Genomic DNA, 26,094 nt, shown 5'->3' on the forward strand with positions numbered 1-26,094 from the left:
AAGTCCCGTCAGCGGCCGCTGCGCGACGGCAGTAGCCGCTGACGAAAGATGCCGTACGACTATTGGCTCACCACCCCCCAACGCGCGAGCAACTGCGCGGCGTCGCGCGCAGGCGGCGCCGTGGTGCCGTCCGAAAAGCGCGGCGCAGCAGCCGGGCGAATGCAGCCGTCTTCCTCGACGAACAATCCGCGCGCCGCCGCGTGCGGGTGGCCGGGCGCCTCGTCGAGGTCGAGCACCGGCGCGACACAGGCGTCGCGCCCGGCGAAAAGTTCGCACCATTCGTCGCGCCCGCGCCGTGCGACCGCCTGCGCAATCACCACGCGCAGCCGCGGCCAGTTCGCCCGGTCCTCGCCTTCGTCGGCAATCTCCGGCGCGAGCCCGAGGCCCGTGACGAAGGCGCGCCGGAATGTCATCTCTGCCGCGGCGACCGCGAGCCAGCGCCCGTCGGCGGTCGCATACACGCCGTAGAACGGCGAGCCGCCGTCGGCGGGATTGGCGCCGCGTTCGAGCGACCAGATGCCCGCCTGGCGCAGGCCGTAGATGAAGGTCATCAGATGCGCCGCGCCATCGACCATCGCCGCATCGACGACCTGGCCGCGGCCGCCGCCGCGCACCGACGCGAGGGCCGCGGCGATGCCGAAGGCGAGGTACAGCGCGCCACCGGCGAAATCGCCGACGAGATTGAGCGGCGGTACCGGCGCGCCGCCGGCCGGACCGATCGACGCGAGCGCACCGGTGAGCGCGATATAGGTGATGTCGTGGCCCGCCTCGTCGGCGAGCGGCCCTTCGCGACCCCAGCCGGTGACGCGCCCGTAGACGAGCCGCGGATTGCGCGCGAGGCACTCTTCAGGCCCGAGCCCGAGCCGTTCCATCACTGCTGGGCGAAAGCCCTCGATCACGACATCGGCCGCGCCGATGATATCGAGGGCCCGCGACCTAGCGGCCTCGTCCTTGAGGTCGAGTTGCAGCCGCGTCTTGCCGCTGTTGAGGAAATCGAAGCGCGCCGGAATCGGCAGCGCGCCGGAATACGCGCCGCGGTCGATGCGCAGCACCTCGGCGCCCATCTGCCGCAACAACATGCCGCAGAACGGACACGGCCCGATCCCGCCGAATTCGACAACCCTGACCCCGGCCAGCGGCCCCCTGCCTTCGCCCATGCTCGCCTCCCTGATCGAATCCCCGCCCACGGTGCGCGCGCTCAAAACGGGTACTGCGGCGGCGTGTCGCGAACCGTGACCCACTGCCATTGCGTGAACTCGTCCCAGTTGGCCGGTCCGCCGTGGCGCGAGCCGTTGCCCGAGGCGCCGCGCCCACCCATCGGCATGAAGCCGTCGTCGATGACGGTCTGGTCGTTGATATGCACGAGACCGACGTTGAGGCGCTCGGCGATCGCGCGCGCGCGCGAGATCGATCGGCTGATGATGCCGGCCGACAGGCCGTACTCGGTGTCGTTGGCGAGCCGCACTGCCTCGTCGTCGGAGGCGAACGTCGTGATCGAAACGACCGGGCCGAAGATTTCCTCGCGGAACGCCGGCATGTCGGGGGTGACGCCATCGAGCACCGTGGGGCTGTAGAAGAGCGCGCGCGAGCTGCCGCCCGCGTGCAGCTTCGCGCCCGCACGCACCGATTCGGCGACGATGCGCTCGACGCGTTCGAGTTGCTTCGCGGTGATCAGCGGCCCGAGCGCGACGTTCTCGCGGTGCGGATCGCCCACGGGGAGGTTCTTTGCCTTCGCGCTCATAAGCTTGAGGTAGGCGTCGGCGACCTTCTCGTGCACGAGGTGGCGACCCGCGGCCATGCACACCTGCCCCTGGTGCGCCCACGACGCGAACGCGCCGTTCGACGCCGCCAGCTCGAGGTCGGCGTCATCGAGCACGATCAGCGAGTTCTTGCCTCCGAGTTCGAGCGCGACCTTCTTCAAGTGGCGGCCGGCAAGCTCGCCGACACGGCGCCCGACCGCGGTCGAGCCGGTGAAGGAGACCATCGACACCGCGGGATCGGTCACCACCGCCTCGCCCGCGTCGGCCTCGCCCGGCAGCACCGCGAGCAGGTTCGGCGGCAGCCCGGCCTCGTCGAGCAGGAGCGCATGCAGCAGCCCTCCGGAGATCGGAGTACGCGGGTCGGGCTTGAGCAGCACCGCGTTGCCGGCGGCGAGCGCGGGCATCAGCGAGCGGCTCGATAGCAGCAGGGGGAAGTTGAACGGCGAGATGATGCCGACGACACCGTGCGGCACGCGCCGCGCATAGCTCAGCGTGCCGTCGTCGCTCGGCAGGATCAGCCCGCGCGGCTGCGTCAGCATTGCCGCAGCCTCGTGCAGGTGCTTGCCGACCGCCTCGATCTCGGTCTCGGCCTTCGGGCGGATGCCGCCGGTCTCGCGCACGATCCAGCCGGCGATCGCGTCGCGGTCGCGCTCGAGGATCGCGGCGGCGCGCCGGAAGATCGCCGCGCGCTCGAGAAACGGCATCGCCGCCCACGCGGGCTGCGCCTCGCGCGCGAGTTTCGCCGCGCGCCGTACGTCCGTCGCGTCGGCACAGCCGACCTCGGCGATGCGCTCGCCGGTCGCGGGCTCGATCACCGGGAACGCACCCCGCGACAGATCCGTCCATCCTCCGATCCACCCCTTGCGCTGCTCGACCCGACTCACCACGCTCGATGCCATCGCCCTACCTCCGAATCCGGATTGAATGCAGCCGGGCCCGTGCCCGGCCGCCGTGTCGGGGCCCCCGCGGCGCGGCCGCCGGGCCCTTGCGGCCAGCGGTCAGTACGCCTTCGCGATGATTCCCTTGAGGGCTTCGTTGGCGCCGCCGTAGATTTTCTGCACGCGCGCATCGACGAACAGGCGCGCGATCGGGTACTCCATCATGTAGCCGTAGCCGCCGAAGAACTGCAGGCACTCGTCGATGATCCGGTTCTGCTTTTCGGCGCACCACCACTTGGCCATCGCGCTGTCCGAGCTCGACACCGGCTTGCCTTCGAGCACGTTCATGATCAGGCTGTCTATGAACACGCGTCCGATCTTCGCCTCGGTCATGCACTCGGCGAGTTTCATGCGGGTGTTCTGGAAGTTCCACAGCGTCTGGGCGAACATCTTGCGGTTCTTCGCGTAGTCGACGGTCAGCTCGATCGCGCGTTCGGCGGTGGCGATCGACGTAAGCGCGATGACGAGGCGCTCGCGGTCGAAGCCGGTCATCGCGCCGCTGAAGGCCTTGCCCTCAACGCCGCCAAGCAGGTTTTCGGCCGGCACGCGCACGTCGTCGAGAAAGAGCTCGTGCGTGTCGATCGCGTGCTGCCCGACCTTCTTCAGGCGGCGGCCAAGCTGGAAGCCGGGGCAGTCGCGCGTCTCGACCATGAACATCGACAAGCCGTCCTTCCCCGGCCCGCCGGTGCGCGCGCACACGATCGCCAGATCGGCCTGGCTGCCCATCGTCACGAAGGTCTTGCTGCCGTTGATGACGTATTCGTCGCCTTCGCGGCGCGCGGTCGTGCGCACGTTCGCCACGTCGCTGCCGCCGCCGGGCTCGGTGACGCACACGGCGATGAAATGCTCGCCGCTGACGAGCTTGGGCATCCACCGCTTCACCTGTTCGGGCGTGCCGTTCTTCATCAGCATGTACGGCCCACCGGCGCTCCCGGGCACGTAGGGCAGCGCGGTGTCGGCCACGCGCGCCTGCTCTTCCATGACGACGACTTCGTGGGCGAAGGTGCCGCCGTGGCCGCCGTATTCTTCCGGGATGCCGATGCACAGCAGGCCCAGCTCGCCGGCGCGGCGCCACACTTCACGGTCGATCTTGCCCTGCTCGACCCAGCGGTCGTAAAAGGGCGCGACCTCCTCTTCGAAAAACCGCCGCGCCGTCTTGCGCAGGATGTCGAGCTCGTCGTTCATCCAGGGTGACCGGTACGAATCCATTCGGTGTCTCCTCGCTTGCTCGTGGTAGTCGACCGGAGCCCACGCGGGCGCCGGAAACGTGTTCAGGCCACCGCGCCCGACTTGCGCAGCGCGGCAATCGCCTCGGCATCGAAGCCGACGCTTTGCAGCACCTCGTCCGTGTGCTCGCCCAAGAGCGGCGCGCGCTGATGCACGCCGCCCGGCGTGCGGATCAGCTTCGCGGCGACCCCCGGCACGGTGACCTTGCGCTTCGAGCCGGGTTGCTCAACCTGCGGCAGCATGTCCCGGATCGTGAAATACGGGTCCTTGAAGATCTCCGCGGAGTCGTACACCGGCGCGAAGGGCACCTTGCCGCCGAAGATCTGGAGCAGATCGGCCTTGGTGTGTCGGCTCGTGAAGGCCTCGACGACCTCATAGACGGCGTCGAAATTCGCGAGCCGCGCCTCCTCGGTAGCGAAGCGCGGGTCGGCAGCGAGCTCGGGCCGGCCGATGACGTCGCAGAACACCGGCCAGTTGCGCCCCGGCGGCACCGCGAGCACCGCCCAGCCGTCCTTCGCCCAGACGCGGCCGAACGGCGCGATCTGCGGCAGCCGGCTGCCGCTCGGGCGCGGCACGACGTTCGTGTAGGAATACGTCACGGTGATCGGCTCGTTCAGCGCGATCATGCTGTCGACCATGCTGACGTCGACGTACTGGCCCTTGCCCGACAGGCGCGCCTCCCACAGCGCGACCATCGTGCCGAAAGCGGCGAAGAGCCCCGGCACGGTGTCGCCCGGCCCGCCGCCGACCTTCGTTGGCGAATCCGCGTCGGGCCCGGTGATGCCCATCAACCCGCCCATGGCCTGCGCGACGATGTCGACGGCCGGCCAGTCCGTGTAGGCGGTCTTTCCGCCGCGCGGATCGCCGAAGCCGCGGATCGACGTATAGACGATGCGCGGGTTGCGGTCGGCGAGCGTCTCGTAGCCGAGACCGAGCCGCTCCATGACGCCGGCGCGGAAGTTCTCGATGACGGCGTCGGCGCCCTCGACCAGCTTCAGAAAGGCCTCGCGACCCTCGGCACTCTTCAGGTCGAGCACGATGCCGCGCTTGTTGCGGTTGCAGCACTGGTACAGGCCGCCATACTCGCGCAGGGTGTCGTCCTCGGTGAAGGGGCCGATGCGACGCGACACGTCGCCGCCGGGCGGCTCGATCTTGATGACGTCGGCGCCGTGGTCGGCGAGCATCTGCGAGCAGAACGGCGCCGCGAGCGCGTGACCGAGATCAAGCACTCGCAGCCCCTTCAGGCCGCCGCTGGTAAAGAATTTGCTCATCGGTTTGCCTCCGCGTTGCCCGGCAGCCTCCGCCGGGCAACGCCGTCGGGTTGGTTCAAAGGGTGACGGTGCGCACCGACTTGCCCGGCGTGAGGAGGCTCCTGACTCGCTCCTCATCGAGCTCGATGCCGAGACCCGGACCGTCGTTGGGGGTGAGGTGGCCGTTCTCGTACAGCGGCACGTTGCGCGCGATGTCGTCGCGGATGCCGCGACTCGAGAGGCAGTCGTGGATGTGCAGCGGCCCCGCGTTCTCCTGCGGGAAGCGCGCGATCCAGTCGTTGGCCGCCAGCAGATGCGCCGCCGGGCTTGCCTCAAGGCCCGAGCCCACCATGCAGCCGCAGATCACCGGCATGTTCGCCAGCCGCGCCATCGTCAGCCAGCGCTGTGACTTCAACAGCCCCCCGGCCTTCTGCACCTTGATCATCAGCCCGTCGGCCGCGCCCTTGTTGATGATCGCCAGCAGGTCGTGGAGCTCCTGCGCCGACTCGTCGGCGTAGATCGGCGTGTGGACCTTGCCGCGCAGCCGCGCCATGCCGTCCAGGTCCCATGGCGGCAGCGGCTGCTCGATCTTCGACAGGTTGTACTTCTCTAGCGCGCGGATTGTCGTCAGCGCCTGGTCGTAGGTCCAGGCGCCATTGACGTCGATGAAGAGATCGACGTCGTCGCCCACCGCGCGGCGCACCTCGGCCACCATCGCGATGTCATCCTTGAGGCCGCCCTTGCCGGCCTTGAGCTTGACGAACGAGAAGCCTTCCTTCAACACCGCCAGCGCCTCCTCGGCCACCGCCGCCGGCTCGCCCGCCGAGAGTACGAGCCCCAGCGGTATGCGGTCGATCGTCTTGCCGCCCAGCAGCTGATACACCGGCACGCCAAGCGACTTGCCGACGAGGTCGTGCAGCGCGAAGTCCACCGTCGCCTTCGCCTGGTTGTTGTCGCGCGCCATGACGTCCATGCGCCCGACGATCTTCTCGATCTTCGTTGGATCCTCGCCGAGCAGGATCTGCGGCGCGAAGAAGTCGCAGATCATCGACGTGATCGAATCCTGCGTCTCGCCCCGGTACCACGATGACGTGTCGCCCGCGTCGGCGATTCCCACTAGGCCGTCGTCCGTATGCAGCTTCAGCAGCACGCCGTCGATGCGCGACAGCGTCATGCCTCGCATGATCTGCGCGCGCTTCATCGGCGTCGAAATCGGGATGATTTCCACCTTCGTGATCTTCATGTCTTGCTCTCCTGTGTTTGACATACCACGGTGCTGTTCTGGTATATCTGTACGCTACTGTGACATATGTTCGATGTCAACTGATACGTGTTTTATAATTTTCCGTATACACAGGAACGATAGCGATGACTCGCGAAACGACCACGAGCATGTTTCCCAGCCTCGCCGCGGGAATCCGCGACGCCTTGGGCGCGGAGATCGAGCGCGGACTGCTGCGCCCGGGCGCTCCCCTCGACGAGCACGCCATCGCGCAGCGCTTCAACGCATCGCGCACGCCGGTCAGAGAAGCGCTGCGGCAGCTCGCGGCGCAGGAGCTCGTGCGCATCGTTCCCCGGCGCGGAACCTTCGTGTCGCGGCTGTCGATCACGCAGCTACGCTCGCTGCTCGAGCTGCTCGGCGAGCTCGAGGCGCTGTGTGCGAAGTACGCCGCGCGGCGCAGTGACGAGCGGCATCGCGACGCGGTGTGCGCGGCGCTGAGGCGTTGCGCGTGCGCCGAGCTGGCGGGGGACGCGCTAACCTACGTCGAGGCCAACCACGATTTCCACGAGGCGATCTACGCGGCAAGCCGCAATGGCTATCTCGCGGAGCAGGTGCGCGGCATCAACCGGCTCGCACAGCGCTACCGCACGCGGGTGTTCCGCGAATCGAGGGAGCTGTCGCGCTCGCAGCGCGACCACGAACGCATAGCCGACGCGATCCTCGCCGGCGACGCAGTGCAGGCCCACAAGGCCATGCTGCTGCACACGCCGGCGGGCACGACCGGGTTTTCGGAGTTCCTGTCGACGCTGCCGGCCGAGTTCCTCGACGACACGGCTGCGCCGTCGAAGCCGGCGCATCGGTCCGCCGGAAGCCGCGTTCGCGGGGCGTAGCGCGCCGCAGCCCCGGCCGCCGTGTTCGGCAACGGCCGCGGGCTGGCGTCGGATGCGCCCGGACCCCGCACGGCATCGTTCACAGGTCGCCGAACTTCCCGTCGCCGGCCGCGAGCCGTTCGAGCAGCCGCACCGGCGTCCACCAGTAGCCGTGCCGCGCGTAGAGGCCGCGCACCGCGTCGCAGACGCGCCCGAGCCCGATCCGGTCGGCCCAGTACATCGGCCCGCCCCGCTCGGAGGGAAAGCCGTAACCAGTCACCAGGACGGCGTCGATGTCGCTCGCGCGCAGCGCGATACCCTGTTCGAGCAGGCGCGCGCCCTCGTTGATCATGCCGTACAGGCAGCGCTCAACGATCTCGTCGGCGCCGATCGGCCGCCGCGCGATGCCGAGCTGCGCCGAGCGCTCGACGATGTAGCGCTCGACGTCCGGATCGCGCCGCGGCCGCCGGTCGCCGTCGTCGTAGCGATACCAGCCGCGCCCGCTCTTCTGCCCCAGGCGGCCCATTTCGCAGAGCTCCAGGATCAGGTCGTTCCAGCGCCGGTCCCGCGGGCGCGTGGCCATCTCCGCCTTGCGCATCTGCCAGCCAACGTCGTTACCCGCCATGTCGTGTACCGCGAACACGCCCATCGCATAACCGAAGCGCACGAGAGCGTCGTCGACCTCGTGCGGCAGCGCGCCCTCCTCGACAAGGAAATGCGCCTCGCGCACGTACTGGCGGAAGAGTGCGTTGCCGATAAAGCCGGGATAGACGCGCGAGAGCACCGACACCTTGCCGAGCCGGCGGCCGAGATCCATCAGCGTCGCGATGACGTCGGGCGCGGTGCGCGGGCCGCGCACCACCTCGAGCAGCTTCTGCACGTGCGCCGGACTGAAGAAATGCGCGCCGACGACGTCCGCCGGCCGTGCGGTGGCCGCGGCGATCTCGTCGATGTCGAGCCCCGACGTGTTCGTCGCGAGGATCGCCCCGGGACGTGCGACCGCGTCGAGGCGCGCGAAGATCGAGCGTTTGAGCGCCATGTCCTCGAACACCGCCTCAATGACGAGATCCGCGTCGCGCAGCGCCTCGACGTCGACGGCGCCGCGGATCCGCGCGAGCCGCGCATCGCGCCCGGCCGCGTCGAGCCGACCGCGCGCGACGCTCGCGTCGTAGTTCCGGCGCACGCGCGCGAGCCCACGGTTGAGCGCGGCCACGTCGGTGTCGATGATGGTGACGGCGATGCCGACGTTGGCGAACGACATCGCGATGCCGCCGCCCATTGTGCCGGACCCCACGATACCGACGCGCGCCACCGGGCGCAGTGGCAGGCCGGGCGGCAGATCGGGGATCGCTGCGGCGTCGCAGCGGGCGCGTTCGACATAGGCGAGCGCGCGCCCGCGCTCGGCCTCGCAGACGGGCGCAAGGAACGTCATGACCGACCTCCGGCCTGTTCCGACGGCGGCACCAGCGGCTTCGTGCGCGCTTCAAGGAAGTCGCGCAGCCGCTGCGCCGCCTCGGGCGGGCGCTGCAGGTTGAAAGTCAGGTATTCCATGAAGAGCCCGTCATCGTGCGCGAGGTCATTGACGCGCGGCAGCACGTTGACGATCTTCCAGTTGGTCTCGGGCGTGTTCGACGCGATTGTCCGCGCGAGCGCCATCGCCTTGTCGAGCGCGCCGCCGGCCGGCACGACGTAGCGCACGATGTTCGCGCGCTCGGCTTCGGCCGCATCGAGCAGCCGCCCGGTCAGCATCATGTCGGCCATGACGCTGTAGCCGATCACGCGCTGGATGCGCACCGTTCCCCCGCCGCCGACGAAGATACCGCGCCGGCCTTCAGGCAGGCCGAAGAAAGCGGTGTCGTCGGCGACCCGCACGTGCGCCGCGGTCGCGAGCTCTAGCCCGCCACCGACGACCGCGCCGTGCAGGGCCGCGACCCACGGGATCGGCCCGCGCGCGACGAGATCGAATACCTCATGCCAAGAATGGCGGCGCCGCTTCCTCGGCGGTGCGCCGGTCGCCCGCGCGAGCGCCTCGTTGAGGTCGAGCCCGGCCGAGAAGCTGGGCCCGTGCCCGTGCAGCACGCCGACGTCGGCTTCTTCGTGCGCACGCAGCACCGCGTCGCGCAACGCGGCGACGAGCGGCTCGTCGATTGCGTTGCGCTTCTCCGGGCGGTTCAGGCCGAGCACCGCGACCGGGCCTTCGAGCCTGTAGGTAATGAGTTCCCGTTGCGTCATGGATCCGTTCTCCTGGTGAGTCCCGCAGGGAGCGCCGCCATTCGCGCCGCGACGCCCGCGTCCCGCATCACACCATTCCGCGGACGCTCCACACAGCATCCCTCCGAGATCGCAGCCATCTCGAAACGAGCAGGGCGTCCGCCGCGCCGAGCCTTCTCTTTTCGAGATAGCTCGGTTATCCCCTTGCCCGATTCCGGCGGCCGCGCGCGAGTGGTGTACTTACCTTCGGGGCACACCCCCAACCCCATCGAAGAGCGAAGGAAGAGACCAATGAAAATCGTCCGCTACAACGATGCCCGCGTCGGCATCAGCGACGGCCGCAAGGTCGTCGACGTCAGTCCGCTGTGTGGCGCCGAGCCCGGCGAATGGCCGCCGGTCGCGATCAACCGGCTGCTGCGCGACTTCGAGTCGCTGCGCGCCCGCCTCCAAGTCATGCTCGCCACCGAGCCCGGACTGCCGATCGAGGCGGTGCGCCTGCTCGTGCCGGTGCCGTGGCCGAACAAGCTGATGGCCTACCCCGTGAATTACCACGACCACGCGAAGGAGATGGCCTCGACCGGTCTCGCGAGCGTGCAGGGCTACTTCCTGAAGGCCGCGTCCTCGCTCGCCGGCCCGGCCGACGCGATCGAGCTGCCGGCGCTACCCGGACGCGAGATCCACCACGAATGCGAGATCGCGCTCGTGATCGGCCGCGAGGGGCGACAGATTCCGCCCGAGCGCGCGTTCGAGCACGTGCTGGGCTATGCGTGCCTGCTCGACATGACGGTGCGCGGCAAGGAAGAGCGGGTCTTCCGCAAGTCCTACGACAGCTTCACGCCGGTCGGCCCGTGGATCGTCACCGCCGACGAGGTGCCCGACCCCGCGAACATCGGCATGAAGCTGTGGGTGAACGACGAGCTGCGCCAGCAGGCGAACACGCGCGACCTGATCGTCGACATCCCCCACATGGTGTCGGTCGCATCGTCGGCCTCGACCTTATATCCCGGAGACCTGATCGCGACCGGCACGCCCGCGGGCGTGGGGCGCGTGGTCGCCGGCGACGTCGTGACGATCGAGATCGAGCACGTCGGGCGCATGTCGCTCCCCGTCGTGCAGGGCACACGCGGCGCGAATCCGGTGTTTGAGCGCCCGTACGAATTCGTGCGGGCTTGACGAGGCGAAGACGACGACATGAGCACGCAAACCCTCACGACCGACGTCGACGCGGCGCACAGCCTCGACGAACTCTACCCGGCGCTCGGTGCGAATCTGATGACACCCGGCTGGCACAAGAAGCGGCCGTCGCTGTGGCGCGCGCCGCGGACCGAGTTCCGGCCGCTGCACTGGCGCTACGCGCTCGGGCGCGCCGCGCTCGACCAGGCAGGCCGCTGGATCGGCACCGACCTCGCAGAACGGCGCAACCTGCTGCTGTACAACCCGGTCGGCGACAATGACTACGACACCCTGCGCACGCTCGTCGTCGCGTACCAGATGATCAAGCCCGGCGAGCACGCGCGCGCGCACTGGCACACGCCGAACGCGATGCGGCTGATCGTCGACGCCGGCCCGGGCTGCTATACGGTCGTCAACGGCGTGCGGCTGCCGATGCGCACCGGCGACTTCCTGCTGACGCCGGGCGGCTGCTGGCACAGCCACTACAACGAGGGCGACGCCAACGCGTACTGGATCGACGTGCTCGACGTGCCGCTCGTGCACCGGCTCGAGCCGATGTTCTGGGAGGAACACCCCGACGTCGCTCAGCAGGTCGTGTCGGACCCCGCGGCGCATCCGTTCTACTTCCCGCCCGAGCGCACGCAGCCGCTGCTCGCCGCCGCGCCGGCGGAACGCGGCGTGCGCCGCGTCGTGCTCGACACCGCGGCGCACATCCCGACGGTGTCCGTCGCGCTGTACGAGTTTTCCCCAAGTAGCCGTCGCGAATTTGTCCGCAACACCGCGAACCGCATCTTCGCGGCGGTCGCCGGCAGCGGGCGCGCGCGCATCGGCGGACTCGACACCACGTGGTCGCGCGGCGACGTGCTCGCGGTGCCGAGCTGGACCGACTACGCGCTCGAAGCCTCCGACGGCGCGACGCTGCTCGAAGTCAGCGACGAGCCGGTGCTGCGCATGCTCGGCTTCTACCGCGAAGGCTGACACCCCGAGCTCGGCCGACCACTCCCACCCCAACAGGAATCCGATCATGCGAACAAGAAAGATCCTCATCGCCGGCGGCGGCATCGGCGGTCTTGCGACCGCAATTTCGCTGCTACGGCACGGCTTCGACGTCGAAGTCTACGAACAGGCCGCGGAGCTTCGCGAGTTCGGCGCCGGCATCCAGATCAGCCCGAACGGCAATCGCGCGCTCGACGCGCTCGGCGTGTTCGAGCCGCTCGCGCGGCTCGCGACGAACGCCGACAGCAAGGAGATCCGGCTGTGGAACAGCGGTAAGACGTGGACGCTGTTCGACCTCGGCGACGCGGCGGTGCGCAAGTACGGGTACCCCTACCTGACGGTGTTCCGCCCCGACCTCTTGCGCGTGCTCGCCGACGAGGTGCGACGGCTCCAACCCGACGCAATCCGCGTCGGTGCGCGCTGCGTCGGCGTGACCCAGGACGCGCGCTCGGTCACGCTCGACTTCGAGGACGGCCGCCGCGCATCGGGCGATGCGCTCGTCGGCGCCGACGGCGTACACACGCGCATCCGCCGCGCGCTCTTCGGCCCCGACGACGTCCTCTTCTCCGGCATGGTTGCGTGGCGCGCGCTGATCCCGATGGATGCGCTGCCGGCGCGCTTCGCGCGCAGCGTGGCCGTAAACTGGGTCGGCCCCGGCGGCCACCTCGTGCATTACCCGGTGCAGGCCGGCCGCATGATGAACTTCGTCGGCACGCTCGAAGGCAATACGTGGACGTCGGCGCCGTGGAGCACGCCCGCGACGCGCGACGAATGCGCTGCGGCCTTCGCCGGCTGGCACGAAGACATCCAGACGATGCTCGCGCATGCGCCGTCGGTGACGAAATGGGCGCTATGCGGCCGCGCCTTCCTCGACACGTGGAGCCGCGGGCGCGCGACGCTCGTCGGCGACGCGTGCCACCCGACGCTGCCCTTCCTTGCGCAGGGGGCGGTGTCGACGATCGAGGACGCAGTCGTGCTCGGGCGGTGCCTGGCCGCCGACGACGACGTCGCCGCCGCGCTCACGCGCTACGACGCGGTGCGCCGACCGCACGCATACCGCATGGTGCGCGGCGCGGCCGACAACACGTCGCGCTTCCACAACCCCGCGCTCGCCGACCCCGCCGAAGCCGAGGCCTTCGTGTCGCGCGAATGGCAGTCGCAGGCGATCAGCGACCGCTACGACTGGCTCTTCACCTACGATGCAGCCCGCGTCGATCTCGACGCCGCGGACCGCGTTCCCTCCATCGCAACCTGAGGAATCCCGATGTCCCGACGCAATGCCCCTGCCCTCGCCCGCCTGCTCGAACCCGCGTCGATCGCGATCGTCGGCGTCTCCCCGGACCCGCGCTCGCTCGGCGGCGCGGTGCTCGGCAATCTCGAACGCTTCGGTTACGCGGGCGACATCCACCTCGTGAGCCGCAGCAACGCCGAGGTGGGCGGACGGCGCTGCGTCGCGAGCGTCGACGCGCTGCCGCCCGGCATCGACGTCGCGGTACTGACGATTCCCGAAGCCGCGGTGCTCGACACGATCGCGGCGCTCGGCGCGCGCGGCGTCGGCGCCGCAATCGTGTTCGCGTCGGGCTACGCCGAAGCCGGCACCGACGGCGCCGCGCGCCAGGACGCACTCACCGCGGCCGCGCGCCGCGCCGGCATCGCGCTCGCCGGACCCAACTGCATGGGACTCACGAACTACCGCGCCGGCATCCCGCTCACCTTCGAGTCTGTCGAACCCTACGCGCCGAGCCTCGGGTCGGACACACCCGGCGTGTCGATCGTCGCGCAGAGCGGCGCGATGGCCAACAACATCCGCGAGGCAATGATCGGGCGCGGCCTGCCGATCGTGCATTCAGCCTCGACCGGCAACGAGGCGGTGCTCGGCCTCGAAGACTACATGGAGTACTTCATCGCCGACCGCCACACGCGCGTCATCGCCGTCTATGCCGAGCAGATCCGCCGGCCGCTGCGCTTCCTCGAGCTCGCCGGCCGCGCACGCGCCGCGGGCAAGCCGATCGTCGTCGCGATGATCGGCCGCAGCGCCCGCGCGCGCGAGGCGGCGCAGTCGCACACCGGCGCACTGACCGGCGACTACGCGACCGCAGCCGCTCTACTCGGCGCCGAGGCGGTCGTCGTCGCGCCGACGATGGACGAGCTCTTCGACGTCGTGCCGCTGCTGCTGCGCCATCCGCAGCCCTCGCCCGCCGGGCCCGCGTTCGTCACCGGCTCGGGCGCGATGAAGAACGTCGCGCTCGACCTCGCGCAGGACCTCGGCCTCGAGCTGCCGACGCTCGCGCCCGCGACCGTCGCCGCACTGAAGGCGGTGCTGCCCGACTATGCGGTCGCCGAGAACCCGCTCGACTACACGACGGCGTCGATGCGCGACCCGTCGCTGCTCGGCACCGTCGTCGACATCGTCGCCGCCGACCCGAACTGCGGCAGCCTCGTCGTCGCGCAGATGGGAGGGTCCGAACTCGGGCAGCGCGACAAGGCGCGGTACATGGTGCCGGCGGTCGCGCACGCGGAAAAACCCGCGGCGCTCGCGATCATGGGCGACGATGGGCCGCTGTACCCGGTGCTGACCGACGCAGCGCGCGCGAGCGGCGTGCCCTTCTTCCGCTCGCCCGACCGCGCGATGCGCGCGCTGGCGCTCGTGAACCGCTACGCGCGTGCGCTGCAGCAGCGGCTCGCGATGGGCTCACCGGCCACGCTGCCGCCGATGCCCGCGGCGCGCGCGGCCTTCCCCGAAGGCGGCGTGATCGCCGAATACCGCGGCAAGGCCTGGCTCGCGCAGGCCGGCCTCGCCACCCCGGCCGGCGCGCTCGCGCGCGATTGCGACGAGGCGCTGCGCATCGCGCGCGGCCTCGGCTGGCCCGTCGTGCTCAAGGCGCAGGCGGCGGCGCTGCCGCACAAGAGCGATGCCGGCGGCGTCGCGGTGAACCTCGCCGACGAGGCCGCGCTGCGTGCGGCGTGGGCGCGGATGCACGAGGACGTCGCCCGCGCGCGCCCCGGCCTCGTGCTCGATGGTATCCTCGTCGAGAAGATGGGTGAGCGCGGACTCGAGCTCGTCGTCGGCGCGCGCCGCGACGCGCAGTGGGGCTCGGTCGTCGTCGTCGGCCTCGGAGGCATCTGGATCGAGGCCCTGCACGACGTGCGGCTGCTGCCGGCCGACGCCGACGAGGCGCAGGTCGTGCGCGAGCTCGCGCAGCTGAAGGCCGCTGCGTTGCTCGCTGGCGTGCGCGGCGCACCACCCGTCGACGTCGCCTCGGTCGCGCGCACCGTCGTCACAGTCGGCGCGCTAATGCGCGCGATGCCCGAAATCCGCGAGATCGACATCAACCCGCTCGTCGCCTATCCGCAGGGCGCGCTCGCGCTCGACGCGCTGATCGTCTGCGACGCGTAGCGGGCGCCCGACATCGGCCGCGACGTCGCCGGACCTCGTCCACCCGCGCGCCCGCGCCTGCCACAGTGCCCGTTGCTCACCCGCTCGCAGTATCCTTCATCCGGAGTCGCCCACACCCAGGCTTGCAATTTCATGGCCCTGCAAACCATCATCGCCGAGGTTTGACACCCGGAGCAATCCGGCCGCCGCGACGAGCGGCGCGCTTCCCGCGCCCACGGAGGACTCTTTTTGATCTTCGAAGACCTGCGGTCCTTTGTCGCCGTCGCGCGTCACGGCAGCTTTGCGCGCGCAGCGGCCAACCTGTGCATCGCGCAGTCGGCGCTCAGTAAGCGCGTGCGGCGGCTCGAAACCCGGCTCGGCGAGCCGCTACTTGAACGGCAGGCACGCGGCGTCGTGCTCACCGAGGTCGGCCAAGCCTTCGTCGTGCGGGCGCAGCGGCTCGTCGATGAGATGGAAGACCTCGAACGCAATTTGTCATCCTTCGTGCACGTGCCCACCGGCACAGTGCGCATCGCGCTGCCGCTGCGCACCTGCGGCCTGCTCGCGCCGCCCGTCATCGAGCGCTGCCTTGCCGAACTACCGCTAGTCGACGTGCAGGTCATCGAAGGCACGACCGCGAAGGTGCATGGCGCGCTGATGCGCGGCGAAGCCGATCTCGCAATGACCTACATCCCGGAAGTCGGCGCCGGCTTCACCGTCGAGCCCTTCCTCGTCGAGCCGCTCTACCTCTTCGCGAGCGCCGACAAGGTCGAAGCCCAGTTCGGCGGCGAGGCCCCGCCCGCCGTCGCGCTCGCCGACCTCACCAGGCTGCCGCTAATCCTGCAGCGCAAGCCCGACGTCGTACGCGTGCTGATCGACCGTCTCGCCGCCGGCCACGGACTGCGCCCGAACATCATCTACGAGGCCGAGGGCACAACCGTCATCTACGGCCTCGTCAAGCGCGGCATGGGCGTCACGGTCTTCAGCCTGAGCACCGGCTGGAGCGAAGCGGTCGAAGCCGGCACGATGGTCGCGATCCCGTTCGCGTCGCCGCTGGTGAACTGGAAGATGTACCTCGTGCACGCCCGCAAGGACATCGGAATGGTCGCGATAAACCGCGTGCGCGAAATCATGAAGCAAGAGCTCGACCGGCTACTCGGCAGCGGGGCGTGGCCGAACGCGCGGAGGATTGCCGAGGGGTTGTCTGGGTAGGGCGCCGCCCACATCAACCAACTCGTGCTCACCCCGATAGCACACACAGCTCGAAGATTTGCGCGGCTCGTCGACGCGGACCTGCCCCCGCTGCGCCTGCTCTCCGGGGCGAATCCGGCCGCTGGACCTGCCAGCAGCCGAGAACCGCCGCCCTACCGCCGCTGCGGCGTCAAATGCGTCCACACCGGCAGCCGCACCCCGGCGCGGATCGTCGCGTATTTCATGAAGAAGTCGCCGATCGCCGAGCTCACGCCGAGGAGTGCCATCGCCCCGGCCGACAGCGGCCCGGTCAGCCCCGTGTACATGAGGTAGGCGGGCACGAAGAGCCCGAGCACGAGCGTGCCGCCGTAGAAATACACCGCGACGCGCCCGGCGAGCAGGTCGTGCACCGATCGCCTCGCGGCCTCATTGCCGCTCGTCAGCGCGCCGTGGATCTCGAGCATGAAGAAGAGCGCGACGAGCACAGTGATGCCGCCCCACAGGGGCAGCAGCACCGCCGGGAGTTCGCCGGCGCCGCCGTCTGCGAGGGCGGTCACGAACAGCGCCGCCACGCCACCGCGCAGTGCGTACGCGACGTACAGTGCCGGATGGAGCGGCGAGTTCCAGAACGGGATCGCCTTCGCCGACGTATAGACGAAGCCCATGTAACCCATCAGCACGACCATACCGACGAGTGCCATCGCGTAGCCAGCGTCGGCGAGCAGCGATTCGGAGCCCCACGGCGTGCCGGGAAGGTACTGCGGTGCGAGGTACAGCGCCGCGCCCGCGAGGAAGAGGCTCAGGCCAATGAAGCCGCGCGAGATCCACGACGTCCTCGCACGCATCGACATGCGCCAGAAGCGGTCCGGCTTCCCGAGGAAGCCGAGGTGCGCGAGACCGCCGAGCGCGGCGAGCGCGAACGCTGCAACGAGGGCCGCCGGGCGGTCGAAGATCAGCGCGAACAACCACGCCCCCGCGGCGATGCCGACGACGAAGTGGCCGATGACGAGGAACAGCCCCCGCCCTTCGCCCCACTCCCGCTGCGGTCGCAGGTCCATGCGCAGATCGCTGAGCATCCGTTCGTACTTCACGCTTGCATGCGTCATCGCCACTCTCCTCACGCGGGCAGGTAATAGACCGAAGGCTTGGTGCCGAGCTCGGGGTGCAGCGGGAAGCCGCCGCGGTCCTTGATCAGCCGCGACACCTCGCTGTTGGGGTCGTCGAGGTCGCCGAAGTAGCGCGCGACCGCCGGGCAGTTCGCGACGCACGCGGGCTCTTTCCCGACGGCGAGCCGGTCGCGGCAGAAGTTGCACTTCATGACGACATCGGTCTGGTGTCGCGCGGTGCGCCGCTCCTCGTACGGAGTCGGGCCGTCCGGGAAGTAGTGTTGCGGCTTGTCGTTGAAGTAGCGGTTGCCGTAGGGGCAGGCCATCATGCAGGAGCGGCAGCCGACACACATGTCGGGGTCGATATCGACGATGCCGTCCTCGGTCTTGAAGCTCGCACCGGTCGGGCACACCTCGACGCAGGGCGGCTCCTCGCAGTGGTTGCACAGCACCGGCAGGAAGAGCTGGCGCACGGTCGGGAACTGCCCCTCCTCGTGCTTCAGGAGCCGCGCGAAGAAGACGCCGGGCGGCGTGCCGTTCTCGGCCTTGCACGACAGCTGGCAGCCGTAGCACGCGATGCAGCGCTTGAGGTCGATCACCATTCCCCATCTCATTTGGCGTTCTCCTCGGCGAGCGTCACCCGGACCTTGGCGCACAGGTCGAGGTTGAGGTTGATCGGGCTCGAATGGTCCCAGTCGAGTTCGAGCAGCTCGTTGAAGAAGACACCCTTGCCCTTGGCGATCGGCATGCCGTCGCCCCAGTGGCCGGCGCAGGCGGCGACGCCGAGCCCTTCCGGGTGGATCGCCTCGGTCAGATGCACGCGCCCGGCGACCTTGCGCCCCTTCTCGTTCTCGACCCAGATCCGCGCGCCGTCCGTCAGCCCGTTCTTGCGGCCCGTCGTGGCGTTGATCGCGATCGTGTAGGAGAACGGGTCGAGCTGGGCGGCTTCGTCGAGCCAGGGGTTCTCGAGCGTGAAGCTGTTGGTATGCAGCACGTCGCGGTAATAGAACGCGTAGAAGTCGAAGCCCGGCTTCTGGCAGCAGTGCGACAGGCAGGGCAGGAAGTCGGGCAGCGGCTCGTAGTACTCGGGCGGCAGCTTGATGCCGCGCGGTGCGCCGATCGCGTCCATCTTCTCGAACACTGGGACGAGGAACTCCCAGTAGATCGGCACGCGTACGTCGGCGAACGGCCGCCAGTACACCTCCTCCGGCTTCTTCGGCCACTTGAGCACGCCGTGCTCCTTGAACCACTCCAAGCCGCGCTCGGGGCCGAAGTTGCACTTGAGCTCGGCGTCGCAGATCTCCTCGTAGCTGTAGCGGTGGTCGCCCTGCAGCCGGTACGGACCTTCGAGGTTCATCGCCGCGTTGTAGGCGGCGTTCATGTCGGCGCGGATGCCCAGCCGGTCGGAGAGTTCGAGCAGCACGTCCTGGAAGCGGCGCTGCTGGCCCTCGGGCGGCAGCACCGGCTGGCGGATCGGCCAGCACCATTCGCCCATGCCGCCGGGCAGGCTGAAGATGAACGGGTAGTTCGAGCGCGAGTCGAGCGTCTGTAGGTGGCCGCAGTCGGGCAGCACGATGTCGGCGAAGCGCGTGGTCTCGGTCTCGAAGAGGTCGATCGACACCATGAACTTGTACTCGGCGAGCCCGCGCGCGACCGACTCGCGGTTGCCGATGCTCATCAGGAGGTTGGCGCCGAAATTGAGCATCGCCTCGGGGCGGTACGGCAGCTCGAACTTGTCCCACAGCGCCTCGCGGTCGTCCGAATCGAGGTACGGGGAATTGAGGCCCATGACGAAGAAGTCCTGCAGGCCGGGCTTCTGCGGCAGCCGCGGCTCGGCCACCGGGTACGGCTTGTGGTAGCCCATCCAGGTGCCGGCGATCATCAGCCCGTCGTCGTCGGGGTACGGCATGTAGGCGAGGCGCCCGGTCCCGGGATAGCCGTTGCTCGCGGGGTTGAAGCCGAGACAGGCGCCGACGACGTCGGCCGCGCCGACGAGCTGGTTCAGCAGGTCGATCGCGAAGAAGTTGTACACCGAGTTCATGTGCCCCTGCGAGCCGCGGAAGGCGATCGCAGCAACCGGGCGGTACGGCAGCGTCACGCCGTCGACGACGATCGTGCTGCCGATCCGCGCCTCCTGCACGAACTCGCGCGCGAGGCGGCGGATGTTGGCCGCCGGCACCGTCGTGATCTTCTCGCCCCACTCCGGCGTGTGCTTGGCGAGGTGCTCGCGCAGCAGCGCGAACGCGGGCCGCGCGCATACGCCGCCGACGTCATACTCGCCGTCGAGCGCCATGTCGGCCGCGTCGACATCACCGAACGGGCGCGCGGCACCCGCCTTCAGATCCCAGACCGTGGGCTTGCCGGTCGCCGCATCGCGCACATAGCGCTTGTCGGGTCCGATCAGGTAGGGGGCGTTGGTCTTCGCCTGCAGGTAGGGCGCGTCGTACACACCGAGCTCGCGAACCATCACGTGGCACATCGCCAGCGCGAGCGCGCCGTCCGTACCCACCCGGAGCGGCACCCATTCGGTCGCCTTCGCCGCGGCAAAGTTGCACATCGGGTCGACGACGACCATCTTCATGCCGCGCGCGCGCGCATCCGCCGCGAGCTTCATGTTCGAGCCCGACGCGTGCCCCGCGCCGTGGCCCTTCGAGGCGCCGAAATAGATCGCGTAGTTGCAGTGTTCGAAGTCAGGCACGATGGACCACGACGCGTGCATCAAGCCCGACAGCAGGTGTGCGCCGTTGCCGCAATGCAGGCCGCCGCCGGCCATCGACAGGTTCGGCGTACCGAAGGCCGCGGTGAAGGTCAGCATCGGCACCCGGCTCGCGGTCACCGTCGTCGTGCGCTGCACGATGAGCTTGCGCGGGTCGTCCTCGCGGATGCGTCGCAGCTGCGCGGCGATCTCGTCGAGCGCCTCCTCCCAGCCGATCTCTTCCCAGCGGGGATCCTCGTCCAGGCCCTTCTTCGGATTCGTGCGCCGCAGCGGCACGGTCAGACGGTTCGGGTCGTAGTGGGTCATGATGCCGCTGACGCCCTTGCCGCACAGCCGGCCCTTGCCGATCGCACTGTCCGGGTTGCCTTCGATCTTCACGACCACGTCGTCGACGCGGTGTGCGAGGATCGAACAGGACCCGTAACACAGCGCGCACGACGTCGGAATCCACTTGTCGTCGCGCACACCCCTGCTGCTGACGTCGCTCAAATCGGTCATCGCTAGCCTCCCTCGATTGCGGTGAGCAGAATCATTTCCGCCGTTGCGGGCACCGGCCCGCGATGGACGAGCCGCGAAGAATCGTCCACTTCGGCTCCATCGATGAACACCCGGCAGTGCGGAAACTTGCGTCCTTCAGCATCCTGCACCCGCACCAGGAATTCATCGCCGAGCCGGCGTCCAAGTTCGCCGATCACCTCGTCGATCGAAAAGGGCGCGCCGAGCCGCAGCCGGATCGGCCGCTCGCCGGCCCGCTCCCCCAGCGCCCCGTAGAGCCAGACTTCGATGCTCGCGATCTCGCCGACATCCCCGCCCGGACCGTCGGGCCTGCGGGCGGTTTGGGCCGGCGTCTCTGGCGCGCACCGCGGCCGGGTGACGACGGCGTCCCATCGAACATTCATTCGCGCACCCTCCGTAAATAATCATACGTCTGATGATTAACCTTACTTTTATCGTGCCATTTTGTCAATGCCGACGCGAAATACAGACTCGATACGCATCGCAATCGCCGTTCGCAGTCCGCAGCTCTGGCGGGCCGGCTCTTCCACCATGAGCGACAGAGACCGCCTCGACACGGGAAGGCGCCGCTCGTGCGGCATCGCATCTCCGAAAAGCGATGTTCAGCTCTGCGGTGTCCGCGCGTATTGAATTTTGCCCCCCCGTGTTCGCCAAATTCTGACCCCGGGGGTTTAGCCGCTCATCATTGATTGGCTGTATTGAAGTGTCGTCGTATCGACCGAGGGGGAGGAAGCGGCGAAGGGCCTAGCCCGCAGCCGCTTCCTCCCCCTCGGGGCTCAGAATGGCGCGTCCGGCTCCGCGGTCGCATCCAGGGACTCGACGGGCCGCGCCGCTCGGCTCACCTCGCGCGCTCGGACGCACGCCTTGGCCGTCTGACTGCTTTGCTGGAAACGGACGGATTCGTTGCCCGTTTCCACGATGTGGCGATAGCGGATCGAACGCACATGCCGGTCGGTGACCTCGGCCTCGAGCAGACACTGCATGAGCCAGCCGGCCCTTTCGATGCCGACATCGCCTTCCGCGAGCAAGTCCTCGTAACGCTGGGCCATGCCGTGCAGACGCAGCGATTTCAGTTCGGCGACGATCTCACGCATGATCGTTCTCCGCGTGCAGACGGTCGTAGCGGCCGGCGTCGGCAATCGGCGCCGGTCACCACGAGTGCCGTGTCGAGGGGTGCCGGTGGGGGCGCCTGGCGCAGGCGGGCGAGCACATTCTTGACGTGCTCGGCGCTGGGGGCGCCGGGTTCGAGGATCAGTTCGACCGCCACCCGCACGTTCTCCAGGCCATGCCGGGGGACGTGCGCCAGAATGTCGGCCATCAGCCGGTCGCCGCCCGGGCGTTTGACGAGCAGTGTCCGCAGTTGCTGCAATGGAGCCGGCAAGCCCTCGAAGGGCGCACCGTTGCGCAAGGCGCCCGGCTTGCGTTCGAGCCGTGGAAGGTAGTGCTGCCAGTCGTAGATGACCTGGCCACGCTCGAAGCTGCGCGCATGGGTGGCGACAAGACTGTCCTCGGCATGAATCTCGATCCCCTCGGGGTACAACCGCAGACTCACCTTCTGGTTGGCGAAGGCGCACGGGACCGAGTAGCGATTGCGTTCGTTCGTCACGAGATTGGTACTGGACACCGGCACGATCGACTACACGTAGCCATCGAAGCTCGGCACCATCGGCATCAAGGCATCGCGCTCAAGCGTGAGGGCGTCGGCGATGGTGAGGTGCTCGGCGTCCGGGTACGCCAGTTCCGACCACAGCGCCTGGCAGCGCACCTCGAGCCAGGCGTTCAGTTCGGTAAAGCTGCCGAAGCGCCGTTGCAGCGCCTACTGCCACAGGCGCCGCCGGCTGTCCTGCACGTTCTTCTCGACGATCCCTTTCTCCCAGTCGCTGGCGACGTTGCAGAAGTCCGGATCAAACAGGTAGTGCGCCGCCATCGCCGCGAAGCACGTATTGACGATGCGCCGCTTGCCCACGCCAACTTTATCGATGGCGGTCTTCATGTTGTCGTTGATGCCGCGCCGGGGAATGCCGCCGAACACCCGGAACGCACGGGTGTGCGCATCGAACAGCATCTCATGGCTCTGCGTCGGGTAGGCTGCGAGCATGAAGGTGCGGCTCGCACAGAGCATCGTATGTGCGAGCCGCACCTTGCGATGGAAGCCGCCGATCACCAGCGATTCCTCGCTCCAGTCAAACTGGAAGGCCTCGCCGAATTCGTATTTGAGTGGGATGAAGCTCGATTTCGCCGGTTTCCTACCGGCCTCGCGCCAGCGTCGCACGTACTCGCTCACCCGCGAGTAGCTGCCCGTGAAGCCCAGCTCCTGCAACTGCCGAAACAGCACCAGCGCCGTGCGCCGCTCCCGCATCGCCCAGCGGGCATCCGCCACGAGCCACTGCACGAGCCGCATCTCGAAGGGCGCCAGTACCGTCTCCCGCGCCGTGCGCCGGCACTTCGGCTCGGCCCCTTCGCCAGCCTTCCGCCATTGCCGAACAGTATTGCGTGCCAGCCCCGTGCGCCGGCAGATCTCCTTGATCGACAGCCCGTCACGAAAGTGCAACCGCCGAATCTTGCCCTGCATGTTCATGTGAACTGCCCCACGAATTTCGTCTTCCAACGTAGTCGTCGTAGGATCGACACAACGAGAGGAAGAACGACGTGAAACGCATCCCGAAACAGGAGTACACGGCCGAGTTCAAGGAGCAGGCGGTCAGGCGAGCCGACGAGGTCGGCAGCATCGCCCGCACCGCTGAAGAGTTGGGGCTGGTCGAACAGACGCTGCGCAACTGGGTCAAGGCGGCGAAGGCCGGCAAACTGAACCCAGCCGGCGCCAAGCAGATCACCGCCGAGCAGATGGAGCTGTCTCGATTGCGCGCCCAGGTGGCGCGACTCGAGATGGAGAATGAGATATTAAAAAAAGCGACGGCATATTTCGCGAAGGAGCTGCTATGAAATATGCCTGGATCGAGAAGCAGCGCCGATCCTTCCCATTGCCCATCCTGTGTGAGGCCCTATCGGTGAGCCAGAGCGGCTTTCGAGCCTGGCAGGCGGGCGGCACGCCACAGCGCAAGCGACTGACCGATGCGCAGGCGCTGGTGCTGATCCGCGCGATTCACCAGGAGGTTCGGCAAGCGTACGGCGCGCGCCGCATTCACGCCGAGTTGCGCGGGCGCGGCCACCGGATCGGCTTGCCGCGCATCGAGCGCCTGATGCGTGAGAACGGCATCCGGGCACGGCACAAGCGGCGCTACAAGGCGACGACGGACTCCAGGCACAGCCTGCCCGTGGCAGCGAATGTGCTGGATCGCCACTTCGCACCTGACGCCCCGGATCGCGTGTGGACGGGCGACATCACCTACATCGCCACCGCTGAAGGCTGGCTGTATCTGGCGGTGGTAATCGATCTGTTCAACCGCGAGGTGATCGGCTGGTCGATCAAGCCGCGGATGACGACCGATCTGGTGCTCGATGCGCTGTCGATGGCATGGTTCCGCCGTCGTCCGGGGCCGGGGGTGCTGTTCCATTCCGACCGGGGAAGCCAGTATGCCAGCCACGCTTATCAGGCCCACCTGGCCGCATACGGCATGAGGGGATCGATGTCGCGCAAGGGTAACTGCTGGGACAACGCCCCGACCGAGAGCTTCTTCAACAGCCTGAAGAACGAGCGCGTTCATGGCGCAGCCTACGCGAATCGCAGTGAGGCCACGAGCGATCTATTCCAGTACATCGCCGTGTTTTACAACCGGAGCCGCCGCCGCTCCACCTTGGGATATCTGTCGCCGACCATGTTCCTGCAAAACTGGATCGAACGACAGGATCAGCAAGAAATGGCAGCATGAGGACGGCCGCTTGGAAGGCGGAAAACGTAGGGCACCTCACTTCCCCAGATCGGCGACCGAGCAGATACCAACGTCTCGGGGTAGCATCGCCCCTCCGGAAAATAAACGATCGTTGAATTTTTCGCCACATCCATCGGTGTGAGCAATGAAACTCAACGAACGTTGATCATTTCACCGTATTTCGTCCAGGACTCGCGGCGATCTCTGTGTCATCTGCGACTCCACGCCTCACGGGGCGCCAGCGACACCTCCGACGTGTTGAACCGAAGCCTCAAGACCGCCGCGTCACGCCCGTCACCCGCGGGAACGCCGCGTCACCGGTTAGGAACAAGTGCGCTGCGTCCAATTGACGGCAACCCAGGATATGAGCGAGCCCTCCGATGCGATCGGATATACAGGCGCTCCGTAACTTCGCCCCGTTCCCTGAAATAAGGGCGGACGAACCGGAATGGTTCGTCCGCGACTAGTCGAACTCGAGATCGAGGTGCTTACTTCGCGCCGACCTGCGTGTTCGCAGTCTGGATTTCCGCCTTGAGCTGCTTGAGGATCTCCCCGGCGCGGCCACCGACCATCGCGACAAGCTTCTGACCAAGCGGCTCGGCGCGCTTGCGGAAGACTTCGCGCTCCGCGTCGGTGAGCTTGACGACCTTGAGCTTGGGGTTGTCCTTGAGCATCTTGTCGACCGCGGCGGCGTTCTTCTCGCGCTCGGTCTTGACGATGTATTGCTGGAGCTCGCTTCGCACTTCGTCGAGCATCTTCTTCCGTTCGGCCGGCAGGCTCTCGTAGAAGTCGGCGTTGGCGACGACCGTGGTCGTGTATTCAACGTCGCCGACATAGATCAGGTGATCGGTGACCTCGTGGAATTTTGCGCTCTCGATGAAGAAGGCGGGGTTCACCTGGGCCTGGATCACGTTCATCTGCAGCCCGCCATAGACTTCACCCCACGGCAGCGCGACCGGATTGGCGCCGTAGAGCTTGAACTGCTCGATGAGGATCGGCGAAGTCATCACGCGGAATTTGACGTCTCCGAGATCGGCAGGCTTGCGCACGGTCTTCTTGGTCGTCCAGATCATCTCGCCTTCCGGATAGATCGTGAACAGCTTGAGTCCCTTCGCGGTAAAGTCCTTCGCGAGCGAACCGTACAGCGCCTTGCTGTTCGACAGGATCTCGCCCTTCGCTGTGACCGACTCGGGCAGCAGGAAGGGCAGGCTCAGGATCTGCACCTCAGGCACGAAGGTGCCGAGGTGTCCGGGCGAAGCGTTCGAGAACTGGATCGCGCCCGAGGCGGTGAGCTCGGTCAGGTCGTTCTCGTTGCCGAGCTGGCCGTAGGTGTAGATCGTGACCTTCACCTTGCCCTGGCTGCGCTGTTCCACGAGCTTCTTGAACTGCTCGGCGTAGAGGGTCTGTACGTCGCCGGGGCCTTCCTCGACCGCGAACTTCCATTCCTCGGCGTGCGCGACTCCGAGCGCTGCCAGGCCAATCACCGCGCCGGCAACCAGGTGCTTCAGGGTTCTTGCAATGGCCATCGTCTCCTCCTCCATCTTGTCAGTGTAGTGTGCCCCGGCGCGGCGGCTGCGCCGTGATGCGGAATCGAGACTACGCCGATGAATTCGCTCCGCGATTGCACTAGAACACTTGAAGGAGACAACGAAACGCAGAACCCTGACGGCGCACACGCACAATCGTGGCGCCGCAGCCCGATTGTTCTAGGGC

At 68.1% G+C, this 26,094-nt stretch carries 20 protein-coding genes and 1 pseudogene; 7 read left to right on the plus strand and 14 right to left on the minus strand.

Annotation, left to right across the window (positions count from 1 at the left end; genetic code table 11):
- Positions 1-59: 59 nt before the first annotated feature.
- From F464_RS0109700 to F464_RS0109720, 5 genes are all read right to left on the minus strand, one after another.
- Positions 60-1,157 (minus strand): CaiB/BaiF CoA transferase family protein, encoded by a 1,098-nt coding sequence (locus F464_RS0109700; RefSeq protein WP_018989604.1) that lies wholly within the window; start codon positions 1,155-1,157, stop codon positions 60-62.
- Between the two features lie 41 nt (positions 1,158-1,198).
- Complete coding sequence (locus F464_RS0109705) at positions 1,199-2,659, minus strand: benzaldehyde dehydrogenase (protein WP_018989605.1); 1,461 nt, start codon at positions 2,657-2,659, stop codon at positions 1,199-1,201.
- 99 nt (positions 2,660-2,758) lie between these two features.
- Positions 2,759-3,907, minus strand: coding sequence for an acyl-CoA dehydrogenase family protein (locus tag F464_RS0109710; protein ID WP_026295889.1), 1,149 nt, complete (start codon positions 3,905-3,907; stop codon positions 2,759-2,761).
- 62 nt (positions 3,908-3,969) lie between these two features.
- A complete protein-coding gene (locus tag F464_RS0109715) occupies positions 3,970-5,196 on the minus strand; it encodes a CaiB/BaiF CoA transferase family protein (RefSeq protein WP_018989607.1) in 1,227 nt (408 codons plus the stop codon).
- Between the two features lie 55 nt (positions 5,197-5,251).
- Entirely contained in the window at positions 5,252-6,418 is a 1,167-nt protein-coding gene (locus F464_RS0109720; RefSeq protein WP_018989608.1) for a mandelate racemase/muconate lactonizing enzyme family protein, read from the minus strand.
- Between the two features lie 125 nt (positions 6,419-6,543).
- Here F464_RS0109720 and F464_RS0109725 point away from each other — a divergent pair, with 125 nt between their 5' ends.
- A complete protein-coding gene (locus F464_RS0109725; protein WP_018989609.1) occupies positions 6,544-7,287 on the plus strand; it encodes a GntR family transcriptional regulator in 744 nt (247 codons plus the stop codon).
- 79 nt (positions 7,288-7,366) lie between these two features.
- Here the strand turns inward: F464_RS0109725 and F464_RS0109730 are convergent, their stop codons facing one another.
- Entirely contained in the window at positions 7,367-8,698 is a 1,332-nt protein-coding gene (locus F464_RS0109730; protein ID WP_018989610.1) for a 3-hydroxyacyl-CoA dehydrogenase, read from the minus strand.
- Positions 8,695-9,498 (minus strand): crotonase/enoyl-CoA hydratase family protein, encoded by an 804-nt coding sequence (locus tag F464_RS0109735; RefSeq protein WP_018989611.1) that lies wholly within the window; start codon positions 9,496-9,498, stop codon positions 8,695-8,697. Before F464_RS0109735 ends, F464_RS0109730 begins: the two co-directional genes overlap by 4 nt.
- 270 nt (positions 9,499-9,768) lie before the next feature.
- Between F464_RS0109735 and F464_RS0109740 the strand changes: the two genes are divergently transcribed.
- The 5 genes from F464_RS0109740 (at position 9,769) to F464_RS0109760 (ending at position 16,234) form a co-directional block, all read left to right on the plus strand.
- Positions 9,769-10,650, plus strand: a complete 882-nt coding sequence (locus tag F464_RS0109740; protein ID WP_018989612.1) for a fumarylacetoacetate hydrolase family protein — start codon at positions 9,769-9,771, stop codon at positions 10,648-10,650.
- Positions 10,651-10,668: 18 nt separating this feature from the next.
- Positions 10,669-11,628 carry a cupin domain-containing protein gene (locus tag F464_RS0109745; protein WP_018989613.1) on the plus strand — a complete coding sequence of 320 codons (960 nt, stop codon included), beginning with the start codon at positions 10,669-10,671 and terminating at the stop codon, positions 11,626-11,628.
- A gap of 46 nt (positions 11,629-11,674) precedes the next feature.
- Positions 11,675-12,901, plus strand: coding sequence for an FAD-dependent monooxygenase (locus tag F464_RS0109750; protein WP_018989614.1), 1,227 nt, complete (start codon positions 11,675-11,677; stop codon positions 12,899-12,901).
- A gap of 9 nt (positions 12,902-12,910) precedes the next feature.
- Entirely contained in the window at positions 12,911-15,043 is a 2,133-nt protein-coding gene (locus tag F464_RS0109755; protein ID WP_018989615.1) for an acetate--CoA ligase family protein, read from the plus strand.
- A 228-nt stretch (positions 15,044-15,271) separates the two neighbouring features.
- A complete protein-coding gene (locus F464_RS0109760; RefSeq protein ID WP_018989616.1) occupies positions 15,272-16,234 on the plus strand; it encodes a LysR family transcriptional regulator in 963 nt (320 codons plus the stop codon).
- Between the two features lie 152 nt (positions 16,235-16,386).
- Here F464_RS0109760 and nrfD read toward each other — a convergent pair whose 3' ends face one another.
- The 6 genes and pseudogenes from nrfD to istA all read right to left on the minus strand — a co-directional run bounded on the left by nrfD (position 16,387) and on the right by istA (position 23,129).
- Positions 16,387-17,319: an NrfD/PsrC family molybdoenzyme membrane anchor subunit gene (nrfD, locus tag F464_RS0109765; protein ID WP_018989617.1), complete on the minus strand. Its 933-nt coding sequence runs from the start codon at positions 17,317-17,319 to the stop codon at positions 16,387-16,389.
- A gap of 11 nt (positions 17,320-17,330) precedes the next feature.
- Positions 17,331-17,933, minus strand: coding sequence for a sulfate reduction electron transfer complex DsrMKJOP subunit DsrO (gene dsrO / locus F464_RS0109770; protein ID WP_026295890.1), 603 nt, complete (start codon positions 17,931-17,933; stop codon positions 17,331-17,333).
- Positions 17,930-20,533 (minus strand): molybdopterin-binding protein, encoded by a 2,604-nt coding sequence (locus tag F464_RS0109775; protein WP_018989619.1) that lies wholly within the window; start codon positions 20,531-20,533, stop codon positions 17,930-17,932. Before F464_RS0109775 ends, dsrO begins: the two co-directional genes overlap by 4 nt.
- A 2-nt stretch (positions 20,534-20,535) precedes the next feature.
- Positions 20,536-20,934 (minus strand): MoaD/ThiS family protein, encoded by a 399-nt coding sequence (locus F464_RS0109780; protein WP_018989620.1) that lies wholly within the window; start codon positions 20,932-20,934, stop codon positions 20,536-20,538.
- A 393-nt stretch (positions 20,935-21,327) separates the two neighbouring features.
- A complete protein-coding gene (locus F464_RS28155; RefSeq protein WP_018989622.1) occupies positions 21,328-21,645 on the minus strand; it encodes a P-loop NTPase family protein in 318 nt (105 codons plus the stop codon).
- A pseudogene (gene istA / locus F464_RS28160) lies at positions 21,638-23,129 on the minus strand (IS21 family transposase). The gene F464_RS28155 and the pseudogene istA overlap by 8 nt, the downstream one beginning before the upstream one ends.
- Positions 23,130-23,200: 71 nt before the next feature.
- Here istA and F464_RS0109805 point away from each other — a divergent pair.
- A protein-coding gene (locus F464_RS0109805) for an IS3 family transposase (RefSeq protein WP_088179114.1) occupies positions 23,201-24,381 on the plus strand; the annotation gives its coding sequence in 2 pieces (ribosomal slippage) (positions 23,201-23,453 and positions 23,453-24,381; 1,182 coding nt in all).
- 488 nt (positions 24,382-24,869) lie between these two features.
- Here F464_RS0109805 and dctP read toward each other — a convergent pair.
- A complete protein-coding gene (gene dctP, locus F464_RS0109810; protein ID WP_018989627.1) occupies positions 24,870-25,907 on the minus strand; it encodes a TRAP transporter substrate-binding protein DctP in 1,038 nt (345 codons plus the stop codon).
- Positions 25,908-26,094: the final 187 nt, after the last annotated feature.

It is taken from the genome of Aromatoleum toluclasticum ATCC 700605 (genome assembly GCF_000378245.1).
Classification (GTDB): domain Bacteria; phylum Pseudomonadota; class Gammaproteobacteria; order Burkholderiales; family Rhodocyclaceae; genus Aromatoleum; species Aromatoleum toluclasticum.

Coding starts and splice junctions, on each gene's coding strand:
- F464_RS0109730 (WP_018989610.1), bottom strand. CDS start 8,698: ATGACGTTCCTTGCGCCCGTCTGCGAGGCCGAGCGCGGGCGCGCGCTC.
- F464_RS0109710 (WP_026295889.1), bottom strand. CDS start 3,907: ATGGATTCGTACCGGTCACCCTGGATGAACGACGAGCTCGACATCCTG.
- F464_RS0109700 (WP_018989604.1), bottom strand. CDS start 1,157: ATGGGCGAAGGCAGGGGGCCGCTGGCCGGGGTCAGGGTTGTCGAATTC.
- F464_RS0109775 (WP_018989619.1), bottom strand. CDS start 20,533: ATGACCGATTTGAGCGACGTCAGCAGCAGGGGTGTGCGCGACGACAAG.
- F464_RS0109750 (WP_018989614.1), top strand. CDS start 11,675: ATGCGAACAAGAAAGATCCTCATCGCCGGCGGCGGCATCGGCGGTCTT.
- F464_RS0109715 (WP_018989607.1), bottom strand. CDS start 5,196: ATGAGCAAATTCTTTACCAGCGGCGGCCTGAAGGGGCTGCGAGTGCTT.
- dsrO (WP_026295890.1), bottom strand. CDS start 17,933: ATGAGATGGGGAATGGTGATCGACCTCAAGCGCTGCATCGCGTGCTAC.
- F464_RS28155 (WP_018989622.1), bottom strand. CDS start 21,645: ATGCGTGAGATCGTCGCCGAACTGAAATCGCTGCGTCTGCACGGCATG.
- F464_RS0109740 (WP_018989612.1), top strand. CDS start 9,769: ATGAAAATCGTCCGCTACAACGATGCCCGCGTCGGCATCAGCGACGGC.
- F464_RS0109735 (WP_018989611.1), bottom strand. CDS start 9,498: ATGACGCAACGGGAACTCATTACCTACAGGCTCGAAGGCCCGGTCGCG.
- F464_RS0109720 (WP_018989608.1), bottom strand. CDS start 6,418: ATGAAGATCACGAAGGTGGAAATCATCCCGATTTCGACGCCGATGAAG.
- F464_RS0109755 (WP_018989615.1), top strand. CDS start 12,911: ATGTCCCGACGCAATGCCCCTGCCCTCGCCCGCCTGCTCGAACCCGCG.
- nrfD (WP_018989617.1), bottom strand. CDS start 17,319: ATGACGCATGCAAGCGTGAAGTACGAACGGATGCTCAGCGATCTGCGC.
- F464_RS0109745 (WP_018989613.1), top strand. CDS start 10,669: ATGAGCACGCAAACCCTCACGACCGACGTCGACGCGGCGCACAGCCTC.
- F464_RS0109705 (WP_018989605.1), bottom strand. CDS start 2,659: ATGGCATCGAGCGTGGTGAGTCGGGTCGAGCAGCGCAAGGGGTGGATC.
- dctP (WP_018989627.1), bottom strand. CDS start 25,907: ATGGCCATTGCAAGAACCCTGAAGCACCTGGTTGCCGGCGCGGTGATT.
- F464_RS0109725 (WP_018989609.1), top strand. CDS start 6,544: ATGACTCGCGAAACGACCACGAGCATGTTTCCCAGCCTCGCCGCGGGA.
- F464_RS0109780 (WP_018989620.1), bottom strand. CDS start 20,934: ATGAATGTTCGATGGGACGCCGTCGTCACCCGGCCGCGGTGCGCGCCA.